The organism is Phytohabitans sp. LZ39, from assembly GCF_059359075.1.
This window is the reverse complement of the sequence record NZ_JCADBM010000007.1, coordinates 243,429-256,203: the sequence shown is the minus strand read 5'-3', so window position 1 is coordinate 256,203 and position 12,775 is coordinate 243,429. Positions and strand designations below refer to the sequence as shown.

Sequence of the window (12,775 nt, the reverse complement as noted above, 5' to 3'; positions counted from 1 at the left end):
ACCGGCCCGGCCGGGCGCCGGCGGTTCGGTCCTGGGCTGACTACCGGCCGGGCCGAGCGCCGGCGCCAGGTTGTCGCGGCGCGGGCGGGTCAGCGCGGGCCGGCGTCGTGGCGCCACCAGTCGATCATCGCGAACGGGTCGCCGCCCTGGAAGGCGAACGCCTGGATCAGCAGCTTGTCGTCGGTCCACTCCAGCCAGCGGTTGCCGTTCTCCGCCGTGCCGCAGCGCAGCCGGCCGGTGGCGGCGCCGCGGCGGTACGAGGTGTGGGCGCGGAAGCCGTCGGGGAGCGCGGTGCACGGCTCCTCTGTGGACTCCGCGTCGCCGAAGCTGCGGCGCATCGCGTCCCGGTCGGCGAACTTGTAGTAGAAGACGATCGCCGCGCCGCTGGTCGGTCCGCACACGACCGCCACGACCTGCTCCTCGCCGACGTTCTGGCGTTTCTGCTCGGGTGAGGGGCGCAGGCAGTTGTTGCGGGAGCGCGCCGGGACGCGGTCGAGGAGAGCCCGCTCCGGTGCCGTCGGAAACGGCGGTGTCGAGGCGGCGTTGACGGCCTCGACGACGCGCGCGGGCACCGGGCGGGAGTCGTAGCGCCACCAGCCGGCGAGTGCCTTCGCGTCGGTGCCCACCGCGCGGCCGGCCAGCAGCAGCGCCTCGACGCTCCACTCCAGCACCAGTGTGCTTTGTGGACCCTGGTAGCAGACGAGCACGCCGATGTCAACGCTGCGCAGGTCGTAGCGGCGGCTGCCACGGAACCCGTCCGCCTCGCCGTCCTGGCATTCGACGCCGGCCGGCGCCCCGGTCCGCGCCGCGCGCGCGTCCATCGCGCCGCGCAGGCCGTCCAGGGTCTCGAACCGGTAGAACGAGACCGCGCTCGCGCCCGCGCCGGTGGGCCGGCACGCGACGCCGGCCACCGCGCCGTCGAAGTCGTCCAGGTCGGCGATCCCGGCGCGGCGGCAGTCGGCGAGGCCGACGAGGTCGGCGACCTCGCGCTCGCCCGCCGTGGGAAACGCCGGCCGGCCGGTCCAGGACAGCCACGCCTTCCGGAGCGCGGCGGCGTCCCCTGCGGACGACACGGCGCGGGAGAGGGTGGCGGTGGTGTCGTCGGTCCAGACGACGGTCGCCGTCTCGCCGTCGCCGTAGCAGAGCACCCGGCCGCGGGCCGGACCGGCGTCCGGATAGCGGTGCTCGCCGCGCGCCCCGGCCACGCAGTCGCCTTCGCCGGTGGTCGCGCCGGCCTCCCGTACCACCTTGTCGTAGGCGGCGCCGACGGCGGCCCGGTTGGCGAAGAGCCCGACCACCGCGTCGCCGGCCGGGCTCGGGCAGCGCAGCGCGGTGGCGGCGCCCGGCACGTCGGACGCCGTGCCGCGGTGGCAGGTGGCGGCCAGCTTCTGCGGTATCCGCCCCAGGTCGACGCCCGGGGCCTCGCGCCACCGGTGCAGCAGCACGATCGCGCTGGTGGCGAGCAGCGCGATGGCGAGCCCGGCCGCGGCGAGCACCCGCGGCGACAGCCACCGGGACGGCTCCACCGGATCCGGCGGCGGCGGTGGCTCGTCCGGCCAGACCGGGCCCTCCGGCGGTCGCGTGCCCGCCGGCCGGGCCCGCAGGCTGCCCTCGGCCACCACGAGCTCGGGCTGCTCGACGACCGTCGGCGCCACGCCGAGGTGGCGGTGCAGCAGCATCCCGGCCAGCGGCATCCGGCTCGAACCGCCGACCAGGAACAGCCCGGCCAGCTCCTCCGGCGCGACGCCGGCCGCGGCCAGCACCCGCCCGCTCAGCGCGACCGTGCGCTCCAGGACCGGGCCGGCCAGCTCCTCGACCTGCTCCCGGCCCAGCGGCGCGTCGTCGTCGAAGATCGGCACGTGCACGGTCGTGCGCGGCACCCGCGACAGCATCTCCTTGCCGGCGCGCACGTCGTCCCACAGCGTCCGCGCGGCCCGCTGGTCGGCGCGGTCGACAGGCCCGGCGAGCCGCGCCCAGGCGGCCGGATCGCGCTCGCCGTACGCCTCGCCGAGCGCCGCGAAGACGGCCGCGTCGATGTCGAGCCCGCCCACGTCGGGCAGCCCCTCGGCGGCGAGCACCGCGAAGCCGTCCGCCGTGCGCCGGACCACCGACGCGTCGAAGGTGCCGGCGCCCAGGTCGTACACCATCAGGCTGGCGCCGACCGGCACCCGCTCGTGCGCGACGACGTCGACGAAGTAGGTGGCCGCGGCGACCGGCTCGGCCACCAGCGTCACCTCGCCGAACTCGGCTCGCGCGGCGGCCAGCAGCACCTCCCGCCGCGCCGCGCCCCAGCCGGCCGGGCAGGTGAAGACCGCCCGGGACACGGGTCCGCCGGCCACCCGCGCCGCTTCCCCCGCCACCCTCCGCGCCACCGCCCGGATCATCTCGGGTACCGGCACCGGCCGGCCGCCCAGCAGGACCGTGCCGTCGTCGACGCAGCGCTTGGGGTGCGGCTCGAAGCAGTCCGGGCGGGTCCGGGCCGCGTGCGTGGCGTCGCGACCGACCAGCAGCCCGGCCGACGGGTCGGCGCAGACGGCGGACGGGAGCAGGGGAGAGCCCTCGAACAGCAGCGGGCGCACCCGCCCGTCGGGGAAGGACAGCACGGCGGCGGTGTTCGAGGTGCCGAAGTCGACGCCGACCCGATACCCCTCGCCCCCCACAAAGCCACCCTAAACGGTGTCGACCACTGCGCGGGAAGTCGGTAGCGCCACCGGGCCGGCTGGGACTACCGTCCCGCATCGTGGACAGTACGGTGCGGCTGGTGCTCGTCGACCGGGCCGGCGAGCCACTCGGCGCGCTGCCGCCGTTCGGCCGGCCCGAGCCGTGGTGGCAGGAGGTGGGCGGCGTCGTCGCCGAGGCACACGCCCGGTTCGGCGTCCGGGTCGCGGTGCTGCGGCTGCTCCGCGCGGAGCTGCCCGAGCCGCCCGGCGGCGCGCTCACGATGCTGGCCGAGCTCGACGGGCCGCCACCGCCCGACCTGCTGCCGGTCGACGGCCTCGACCTGTCGCCGCACCCGCTCCGCGCGCCCTACGCCGAGCCGGGCGGCCCGGCCCGCAGCGTCGCCTGGGCGACCGCCGCGCTCGCCGGCGCCGGCTGGTCCGGGGTGACCGCCACCCAGGTCCGCACCTGGAACCTCTCCGCGATCTGGCGCCTCGACGAGTGCGCGGGCGAGCGGGGGTTCGACGAGGTCGACCGGCCGCGCCGGGCCTGGCTCAAGCAGGTGCCGGCGTTCTTCGGGCACGAGGCGGCGGTGCTGCGCTGGCTCGGCGAGGCCGTGCCCGGGGCCGCGCCGCCGCTCGCCGCCGCCGGCGACGAGGGGCGGATCCTGATGCACGACGTGCCCGGCGAGGACGGGTGGAACGCCAGCCCGGCCGAGCGGGAGGCGATCGCCGCCGCCCACCACCGGATCCAGCTGGCCTCGCTCGGCGCGGTGGACGCGCTCGCCGCGGCCGGCGTACCCGACCGCCGCGGACCGCTGCTCGGGCGGTGGGTCCGCGAGCGGCTGGCCGCGTGGCGCCCGGCACCCGGGGAGGTGGTGCCCGACGTCGCGGCGCTGCTGTCCGACATGGACGCCCGGATCGCGGCGATGACCGCCTGCGGCCTCCCGGACGCCCTCGTGCACGGCGACCTGCACCCCGGCAACACCCGCCTCGGCGGCGGCCCGCCCGTGGTCATCGACTGGGGAGACTCCACTGTGGGCAATCCGGCCGCGGACATCCTCCGCCTCGCCGACCGCCTCGACCGGGCCGACGAGGCCGCGCTCGTCGGCCCGTGGGCCGCGCGCTGGCGTGGCGCGGTGCCCGGCTGCGACCCGGAACGCGCGGTGCGGCTGTGGCGGCCGGTGGCCGAGCTGTACCTGGCCGCCGTCTACGCCGCGTTCCTGGCGCGGATCGAACCGTCCGAGCGTCCCTACCACGCCGGCGACGTGGCCCCGTGCCTGCGCCGCGCGGCCGCGTACGCCCGGTGAGCGCCGCGGCCGCGCGGGTACACCTACGCGCAGGCGCGGCGACCACAGGCGGCGGCCGGGGGTGCCGGCGGTGGTGGCACGGCGCCAGCTAGCCGCGCGGCTCGGCCTCGATCAGCGTGAAGCGGTCGCCGCACGGCGTCAGGGCGGTCACCGTGAAGCCGCCGGCCGCGAGCAGGTCCGCGTACTCGCCCTCGTCGCGGTCGGCCCCGCCGGCGATCACCAGCATCTCGATGTCGTCGAGCTTGGCGTAGTGCGGGCCGTCGCCGGCCGGCACGACTGTCTCCGCGACGAGCAGGCGGGCGCCCGCGGGCATGGCCCGCCGGATCACCCGCAGCAGGGCCACCGCCTGGTCGTCGGCGAAGTTGTGCAGGCAGCTCTTCACGAGGTACGCGTCGGCGGCGGGCACGCCCGCGAAGAAGTCGCCGGCGACCAGGTCGACCCGGCCGGCCAGCTCGGCGAGGGTGGTGCGGGCCCGCTCCACCACCTCGGGCAGCTCGAACAGCACGCCCCGCACGCCCGGATGCCGGCCCAGGATCGCGGCGAGCAGCGCGCCGGTGCCGCCGCCGACGTCGACCACCGTGCCGTAGCGCGACCAGTCGTGCCCGGCGGCGATCTCCTCGATGCCCTGGCCGTGGAACGCGGCGGCCGCCGCACCGAAGACCGCCGCGTGCTCCGGGTGCTCGGCCAGGTAGGCGTAGACGGTCGTGCCGAAGGCCTTGTCGAAAGCGGGCTCGCCGGTGAGCACGCTGTGGCGGATGTGCGCATACGGCGACCAGAACGGCTCCAGCGCGAACATCATCGCCGCCGGCCGCAGGCTGCCCGGCACGTCGGACCGGAGGCACTCGGCGGTCGGCGTGAGCCCGAAGCGGCCGGCACCGTCCTGTGTGAACAGTCCGAGGCCGGCGGCCGCGCGCAGCACGCGGTGCAGCGCCCGCGGGTGCGCGCCGACCGCGCCGGCCAGCTCCGCCGCGGTGCGCGGGCCACCGGTCAGGTGGTCGGCCACGCCGAGCTCCGCCAGCACGGCCACGACGGGTGGCTGCCACTTGGCGGTGAGCATGCGCATCAGCTCGTCACGGGCGGCGGTGGTGGTGGTCATGCGAGCGTCCTAACGGTCAGGTTACCTGACTCAGGACGGTAAGGTAACCTGACCACCATGTCAAGCGTTCGCACCGGCCGCCGGCTGGGTCTGCTCCGCGTCGCCCTCGATCAGGCGCTCGACGCCGTGCTGGCCGGCGTGGGACCGGCCCACCCCGCGCTGCGGCGGGCGCATCTGCTGCTCTTCCGGTTCGACGGGATCGAGGGCTCGACGACGGCGGAGCTGGCCGTCCACGCCGGGATGACCAAGCAGTCCATGCACGAGCTGGTCGTCCACCTCGAGCGGCACGGCTACCTCGGCCGTGGCCCCGACGCCGCCGACACGCGGGCCCGCCCGCTACACCTCACGCCGGCCGGGCGCGCGCTGGAGCGCGACGTCCACCGCGCGATCGCGGCGGTGCTGGAGGGGTGGCGCGACCGGGTCGGCCAGGTGCGCTTCGACGCGCTGTGGGAGACGCTCCAGGAGCTCACCGGCGAGCGCGGCCCGCTGCCCGACGTCGCCGAGATCGGCACCCGCCGGCACCGCTGAGGGACCTCGCGCCCACGATCTCGCCCCGGCGGGCCGGGGCGGCGGAGGTCGTCGCGGGAGGGCTCGACCCGCCGACCTCCGCGGTGCCCGCGGGTTTAGGAAAGCTCCGACTTGCTGCCCTGGGTGGGCACCGCGACCGTCGCTTCTTCGAGCGCGGCCCGCGGGTGCTCCTCCTCTTCGTCGTACTCCTCGAAGCCCTCGATCGCCTCGGTCTCGACCCGCGGCTCGTCGACCCACAGCGAGCGCAGCTGGTGCTGCATGAACGAGGTGAGCCGGGCCCGGTAGTCGTGGTCGAACTGCTCGAGCGCCTCGATCTGCCGCTGGAGCGCCTCCCGCTTGGCGGCCAGGCTGCCCACCACGTCCTCGTACCGCTGGTGTGCCTGGTGCTTGAGCTCGTCGGCGTTGGCCTGCGCGGCCTTGACCAGCTCGTCGGCGCGTTCGCGGGCGTCGCCGAGGATGTCGTCGGCGCTGCGCTGCGCGGCGTCCGAGTGGGCCTGCGCCGCCTCGGTGATCTGGGCGGCCGACGAGTGCGCGTCGGCGAGCGCCTTCTCCGCGTCCTTCTGGAGGACCTGCGCGTGCGACTGCGCGTCGCGCATCACCTGCTCGGCCTGCGCGCGGGCCTCGGCGATGATGCGGTCGGACTCGCGCCGGGCGCTGGCGATGTGCTCCTCGCCCGTGCGCTGGGCGAGCGTGAGCACCTGTAGGGCGTGATGCTGGGCGTTGGCGTCGTTGGGGTTGGGAGACACGTCCATCGGCTCCAGGGTGTCGTTGACGAAGGGCGTGGGCCCGCCGAGTAGTCCTTTCACACGACCTCTCATCCCACTGTCAGTCATTGCACGACCTCCTGGATCCCAGGCGTGAGAGCGGCAGATTACCAGGCGTGAGAGCGGCAGATTACCAAGCTCACAGGCCGCTAGGGAGGGGGAACGCGAACTGTAGCCGGAGGACCACGGCCAGTTCGGACTACTGTCCACTATGGTCAGTTTGCCCGACTCGTCACTATCGTATCCGCGTGCGCCGTGGGGCGGTCAGCGCGGCGTATGCCGCCCGCCCCTCGTCGGTGTCCCGGCGCCAGACCGGCTCGAGCACCGCCGTCCCGCCGGCGATCGCGTCCGCGACCCGTTGCACGTCCACCGCGCGGTACTCCCACCAGCTGGTCTGGCCGCCACCCGCGGTGGAGGAGCGGCGCAGCTTGGTGCGCACACCGTTGGCCTCGGCGACCTTCGACACGTGCCACGCGACCGGCCAGGCGAGGCCGAGCTCGGTCAGGGACATGTAGCCCGGCATCGGCGCCAGCAGGCGGCGGTCGCGCCGCTCCATGACCTCCAGCACCACGCCGCCGCGGGGCAGGACGTCGTCGGCGACCTCCGGGTCGTAGAGGCCCGGCCGCTCGGTCTCCACCCGCACCGGTACGCGATCGCGGGCCAGCAGTGCGCGCACCCGGTCGCCCAGCGCGGGCACGTCGAAGTCGGCGGGCAGCGACGCGCGGACGGTGCCGCCGTCGAACACGAGGTGCAGCTCCGCGTACCCGAACGGGCGCAGCGTGAACGGGTACGTGGGGGACTGGTGGACCTTGTGCCGCAACAGGATCCGGCGCAGCCGGGTGACCGGGTACTCGTCGGCGCCCACGCTCCGCACGACGCGGACCAGGTCGGGCGCGTCCGGCGGCCGGAACTCGATCCGCCGGATGCCGGACAGCGTCTGCCAGACCAGCACGGGCGTCGCGATCGCGAAGACGCCGCCCATCGTGCCGAGCACGGCCACCCACGAGAACTGGCCGAAGAACAGCGTCACGGCGGTGACCAGGCCGCCGCAGACGAGGGCCGCCACCGCGGCGATGAGGGGGTCGAAGCTGACCTCGCCACGCAGGCCGCGGCGGCCGATGTCGGCGATCACCAGGTCGACGGATTCCGGTCCGGTACGCAGGGGGAGGCCGGCGCGGTCCATGCCGCGACGGTAGCGAGCCAGATCAACCCGCTGGGATAGGGTGGCCACTGTGGACGCACGAGAGATGTTGATCGAGGCGTTCGACCGGCTTCCCGACCTGGTCCGATCCGCCGTCGACGGGCTGACCCCCGAGGAGCTGCACTGGGTGCCCGCGCCGGGTGCCAACTCGGTGGGCTGGCTGGTCTGGCACCTCACCCGGATCCAGGACGACCACGTCGCCGACCTCATGGGCGAGCAGCAGCTGTGGGTCCGCGACGGCTGGGCGCGCCGCTTCGGGCTCGACCCCGACTCCGGCGACACCGGGTACGGGCACAGCGCCGCCCAGGTCGACCGGGTCCGCCCGGAGAGCGCGGAGGCGCTCGTCGCGTACTTCGACGCGGTTTCCGCCCGCACCGCCGACTTCCTGCGCGGCCTGTCGGCCAAGGACCTCGACCGGGTCGTCGACGAGGGCTGGGATCCGCCGGTGACGGTCGGCGTGCGCCTGGTCAGCGTGCTCAACGACGACGACCAGCACGTCGGCCAGGCCGCCTACGTGCGTGGGCTGGTCAAAGCCCGCTAGCCGCACCCGGGCGCAGCACCCTCAAGACCCATATCCTGTGAACGGACAGGGAGGGAGGTGCGCGATGAGTGTCGACGAGAAAGAACTTGTCGCCTCCGTACCAGATGGGCTTTTCATCGGGGGTGAATGGCGGCCGGCGTCGGGCGGCGAGTGGGTCGACGTGGTCGACCCGGCGACCACCCGGCCCCTGACCCGGGTGGCCGACGCCACCGCGGACGACGCGGTGGCCGCGCTGGACGCCGCCGCCGGCGCGCAGTCGTCGTGGGCGGCCACCCCGCCCCGGCAGCGCGGCGAGATCCTGCGCCGCGTCTTCGAGCTGATGAACGAGCGGGTCGACGAGCTCGCCGTGCTGGTGACCCTGGAGATGGGCAAGCCGATCGCCGAGGCGGCCGCCGAGGTGAAGTACGCGGCCGAGTTCTTCAGATGGTTTTCCGAGGAGGCGGTGCGGATCAGCGGCCGCTGGTCCGACGAGCCCAACGGCGCCGGCCGCCTGCTCACCATGAAGCAGCCGGTGGGGCCGTGCCTGCTGATCACCCCGTGGAACTTCCCACTCGCGATGGGCGCCCGCAAGATCGGCCCGGCCGTCGCGGCCGGCTGCACGATGGTGGTCAAGCCCGCACAGCTCACCCCGCTGTCCAACAACCTGATGGTCCAGCTGTTCGTCGAGGCGGGCCTGCCGGCCGGTGTGCTCAACGTGCTCACCGCCTCCTCGGCCAGTCGCGTGGTCAAGCCGATCATCGGCGACCGCCGGCTGCGCAAGCTGTCGTTCACCGGCTCGACCGAGGTGGGCAAGACGCTCGTCGAGCAGTCCGCCGGCAACCTGCTGCGGCTCTCGATGGAGCTGGGCGGCAACGCGCCGTTCCTGGTCTTCGAAGACGCCGACCTGGAGCTGGCCGTCGAGCAGGCGGTCATCGCCAAGATGCGCAACATGGGCGAGTCGTGCGTGGCGGCCAACCGGTTCTACGCGCACGAGTCGGTGGCCGAGGAGTTCGCGCAGCGGCTCGCCGCCGCGCTCGCCGACATGCCCGTCGGCCGCGGCACCGAGCCGGGCGTCAAGGTCGGCCCGCTGATCGACGAAAAGCAGCGCGGCAAGGTGGTCGAGCTCGTCGACGACGCGGTACGCCGCGGCGCCCAGGTGCTCACCGGCGGCGGGCCGCCCGAGCGCGACGGCTACTTCTTCACGCCCACCGTCCTCACCGGCGTGCCGACCGAGGCCGACATGCACCGCGAGGAGATCTTCGGGCCGGTCGCGCCGATCTACCAGTTCCGCACCGACGACGAGGCGCTGCGCCTGGCCAACGACACCGAGTACGGCCTGGTCGCCTACGCCTTCTGCCGCGACCTCAAGCGCTCGCTCCGCGTCGTCGAAGGCCTGGAGAGCGGCATGGTCGGCCTCAACAAGGGGTTGGTCTCCAACCCGGCCGCGCCGTTCGGCGGCGTCAAGTGGTCCGGCATGGGCCGCGAGGGCGGCGCCGAGGGCATCGACGAGTACCTGAACATCAAGTACGCCGGCATCGCGACCTAACCCGGTCCGGGAACCGAGGGCCGGCGGCGCGCATCCAACCCGGTATGCGTGCGCGGCGGACCTCCGTGACCCGGCCCCTCCTCCTCGGCTTCGCGGCCGTGCTGGTCGCCACCTGCGCGGCCGCCGCCGGCCCGGTCACGGCCGCGCCGCGGGGCCTCGTCACCGCCGACCTGGCCCGGCAGGCGCCCCCACCCGGCGGACCCGCACCGGCCGTCGTCGACGGCCTCACCGATGTCGGGTACCAGCTGAGCCGCCGCGCGGCCGCCCCCGACGGCAACTGGGTGATGTCGCCGCTGAGCATCGCGTGCGCGTTCGCGATGGCGCGGGCCGGCGCGGGCGGCGAGACGGCCGCCCAGCTCGACCGGATCTTCCACTTCCCGCCGGCCGGCACCCACGAGGCGTTCAACGCGCTCGACCGCCAGCTCGCGCCGGACGGCGGCCCGCTGCGGATCGCCAACGCGCTCTGGGCCCAGCCCGGCCTGCCCATCGGAAAGCCGTTCCTGCGTACGCTCGCCGAGCAGTACGGCAGCGGAGTGCGCACAGTGGACTTCCGCTCGCCCGGTGCCACGGAGGCGATCGACGCCTGGGTGCGGGAGCAGACCAACGGCCGCATCCGCAAGCTCTTCGACCGGCTCGACCCGGACACCAAGGCGGTGCTGGCCAACGCGATCTACTTCAAGGCCGACTGGCGCACGGCCTTCCTCAGCACCGATCCGGGCGCGTCGTTCACCCGGCCGGACGGGAGCACCGTCAAGGCGCCGATGATGAACCAGGTCGCCTCGCTGGCGTACGCGGAAGGGCCGGGCTGGCGCGCCGTCGAGGTGCCCTACAAGACCGGCGACTACGCCATGTGGGTGCTGCTCCCGGAGCCGTCCGGCGGCGCGCCGCTCGACCTGCTCGCGCCGGACACCCTGGCCGCCGTCGGGAAAGGGCTGCGCCCCGCGTTCGTCGACATGACGATGCCCAAGTGGGAGTTCGACGCCAGCTTCGACCTGCTCGCCGTGATGCGCGAGCTGGGATTCACCGCTGTCGGCGACTTCTCCGGCATCAACCCGCACCTCTACCTGGGCCAGGCCGTCCACCGCGCGACCATCACGGTCGACGAGGAAGGCACGGAAGCGGCCGCGGTGACCGGTATGGCCATGCCGGTGTCCGCCGGCCCGCGGCCGGAGGTGACGTTCCGCGCCGACCGGCCGTTCGCGTTCGCGATAATGCACACGCCCACGCGGACGCCCGCCTTCATCGGCACGGTCACCGACCCCACCGCCTGACCGGCGGCCGTGTCGCGAAAGCGACGCGTGACCAACAGCGGATGGGTGAGGCCGCGGGAGCGACGGTCTGGACCACGACGGACGTCGCGGTAGCTCACGTTTTCGGTCTGGAAAAGCCCGAGACAGGCTGCCCATCCCGACGGTGGTGGGGCCGGACCAGGCGACCGGTCACCCTGGCCATATCGGTTCAGATGCGGACACCGCGTGCGACGCCGCGGCCGGCCCGGCACGGACCCTGGCCGGCATGAACAACTACCCGGTGCCCGGGCACACGGGCGACCACCGGCTGTCGCTCGACCTCGTGACCGACGTGCGCGCGGTGCTGGTCAAGCACGGCTACCCCGAGCTGACCTACGACGACCTCAACCTGCTGCGCGCGATGCTGGCGCGCTTCATCTACAAGCCCGACACCGCCGCCGGCGCGCGGGCCGGCGGCGGTGTGCGGGAGGTCGAGCCGCCCTCAGGCGACGGTGCAGGCGGTGCCGTTGAGGGTGAACGCGGCGGGCCGTCCGGTGTTACCCGTGTGGGTGGCCTGGAAGCCGATACCCGTCGACGCGTTCGGCGCCAGCGTGCCGTTGTACGTGGCGTTGCGGGCGGTCACCGCCCCACTGTTCGGTGAGTAGGACGCGTTCCAGCCGGACGTGATCGTCTGTCCACTGGGGAGGGTGAAGGCCAGCGTCCAGCCGTTGACCGTGCTGGTGCTCGTGTTCGTGATGGTGATGGACGCGGTCAGGCCGGTGTTCCAGGAGTTGACCGTGTAGCCGACCCGGCAGGCGCCACCGGTGGGCGGCGGCGACGTCGTGGGCGGCGGGCCAGTCGTGGGCGGCGGGCCGGAGGTGGGCGGCGGCGGCGACGTCGTAGGAGGCGGCGTCGAGGTGTTGAGGCCGAAGAAGCGGATCGCCTCGGCCGCGTTGACCGGGAGGTTGTGCGGCACGCCCTGCATGCTGATCGCCTCGACCGGCGCCTGGCCGCCGCTGCCCCCGTACCGTGTGCGCGTCTGGCCGGAGGACGGCGTGTCGGTGAACGTGGGCGTCTGGCTCAACCCGTGCAGGTTGGTCCACTGCTTGATCTCTTCGCCGAAGTTCGGGTAGCGCAGCGTCTCGTCATTCGTGCCGTGCCACAGCTGCATCCGCGGCCGCGCGCCGGTGTAGCCGGGGAACGCGTTGCGGACCGTGTCGCCCCACTGCTGCGCGGTGCGGATGATCTGGCCGTTGGCGCACTGGCTGTTCCAGGTGGAGCCGTCGGTGGTGGCGAAGCAGCCGAACGGCACGCCGGCGAAGGCGGCGCCGGCCTTGAACACGTCCGGGTAGAGGCCGAGCAGCACGTTGGTCATCATGGCGCCCGAGGAGACGCCGGTGGCGAAGATTCGGTTGGGGTCGGCGTTGTACCGCTGCTGCACGTAGCTGACCATCGAGCGGATCGAGACCGGGTCGCTGCCGCCGTCGCGGCGCAACGCCTGCGGGGAGTACACGTCGAAGCAGTTGCCGCTGCGGGTCGCCGACGGGTAGATGACGATGAAGCCGTACTGGTCGGCCTGCTGGGCGAACTGGGTGCCGGAGTAGAACGCCGGCCCGTTGCCGGTGCAGTAGTGCACGGCCACGAGGATGCCGGGGCGGGCCTGCACCCGGTCCGGCACGTACAGGTGCATGCGCAGGTTGCTCGGGTTGGTGCCGAAGCCGGTGACCTCGACGAGCGACGCCGCCGATGCCGGTGGGGCGAGGGTGAGGGTGGCGGCCACGAGCGCGGTCGCGAGGCCCGCGGCGGCGATCATGATGCTTCTGAGTCTCATGCGGGGTGGTCCTCCCGAACCGTCGATGCCCAGAGCGCTGAAACATTCCGTAGTATGTACCGGAACGCATCAACGCGCAAACATGCATCTATA

General features: G+C 74.0%; 10 protein-coding genes. 5 read left to right on the top strand and 5 right to left on the bottom strand.

The genetic code is table 11. The features are described 5' to 3' along the window. Window positions 1–89 precede the first annotated feature (89 nt). Window positions 90–2,660 (bottom strand): Hsp70 family protein, encoded by a 2,571-nt coding sequence (locus AC5L36_RS16575; protein WP_441216666.1) that lies wholly within the window; start codon window positions 2,658–2,660, stop codon window positions 90–92. 80 nt (window positions 2,661–2,740) lie between these two features. Between AC5L36_RS16575 and AC5L36_RS16570 the strand changes: the two genes are divergently transcribed. Next, the gene (locus AC5L36_RS16570; protein ID WP_441216665.1) at window positions 2,741–3,967 is read left to right on the top strand and encodes a phosphotransferase family protein; all 1,227 of its coding nucleotides are present in this window, start codon (window positions 2,741–2,743) and stop codon (window positions 3,965–3,967) included. Window positions 3,968–4,055: 88 nt separating this feature from the next. Here AC5L36_RS16570 and AC5L36_RS16565 read toward each other — a convergent pair whose 3' ends face one another. Next, a complete protein-coding gene (locus AC5L36_RS16565; protein ID WP_441216664.1) occupies window positions 4,056–5,063 on the bottom strand; it encodes a methyltransferase in 1,008 nt (335 codons plus the stop codon). 57 nt (window positions 5,064–5,120) lie between these two features. Between AC5L36_RS16565 and AC5L36_RS16560 the strand changes: the two genes are divergently transcribed. Beyond that, window positions 5,121–5,591 carry a MarR family winged helix-turn-helix transcriptional regulator gene (locus AC5L36_RS16560; RefSeq protein ID WP_441216663.1) on the top strand — a complete coding sequence of 157 codons (471 nt, stop codon included), beginning with the start codon at window positions 5,121–5,123 and terminating at the stop codon, window positions 5,589–5,591. 95 nt (window positions 5,592–5,686) lie between these two features. Here AC5L36_RS16560 and AC5L36_RS16555 read toward each other — a convergent pair whose 3' ends face one another. Together AC5L36_RS16555 and AC5L36_RS16550 are read right to left on the bottom strand one after the other, a co-directional pair. Further along, complete coding sequence (locus AC5L36_RS16555) at window positions 5,687–6,397, bottom strand: DivIVA domain-containing protein (RefSeq protein WP_441216662.1); 711 nt, start codon at window positions 6,395–6,397, stop codon at window positions 5,687–5,689. Between the two features lie 193 nt (window positions 6,398–6,590). After that, on the bottom strand, window positions 6,591–7,538 hold the full coding sequence (locus tag AC5L36_RS16550) for a hypothetical protein (protein ID WP_441216661.1): 948 nt from the start codon (window positions 7,536–7,538) through the stop codon (window positions 6,591–6,593). 49 nt (window positions 7,539–7,587) lie between these two features. On the opposite strand from AC5L36_RS16550, the gene AC5L36_RS16545 reads away from it, so the two are divergent. The 3 genes from AC5L36_RS16545 to AC5L36_RS16535 all read left to right on the top strand — a co-directional run bounded on the left by AC5L36_RS16545 (window position 7,588) and on the right by AC5L36_RS16535 (window position 10,893). Next, window positions 7,588–8,097, top strand: a complete 510-nt coding sequence (locus AC5L36_RS16545) for a mycothiol transferase (protein ID WP_441216660.1) — start codon at window positions 7,588–7,590, stop codon at window positions 8,095–8,097. A 64-nt stretch (window positions 8,098–8,161) separates the two neighbouring features. Next, entirely contained in the window at window positions 8,162–9,622 is a 1,461-nt protein-coding gene (locus AC5L36_RS16540) for an NAD-dependent succinate-semialdehyde dehydrogenase (protein ID WP_441216659.1), read from the top strand. Between the two features lie 65 nt (window positions 9,623–9,687). After that, complete coding sequence (locus AC5L36_RS16535; RefSeq protein WP_441216658.1) at window positions 9,688–10,893, top strand: serpin family protein; 1,206 nt, start codon at window positions 9,688–9,690, stop codon at window positions 10,891–10,893. A gap of 460 nt (window positions 10,894–11,353) precedes the next feature. Here AC5L36_RS16535 and AC5L36_RS16530 read toward each other — a convergent pair whose 3' ends face one another. Then, window positions 11,354–12,682, bottom strand: coding sequence for an extracellular catalytic domain type 1 short-chain-length polyhydroxyalkanoate depolymerase (locus AC5L36_RS16530; protein WP_441216657.1), 1,329 nt, complete (start codon window positions 12,680–12,682; stop codon window positions 11,354–11,356). Window positions 12,683–12,775: the final 93 nt, after the last annotated feature.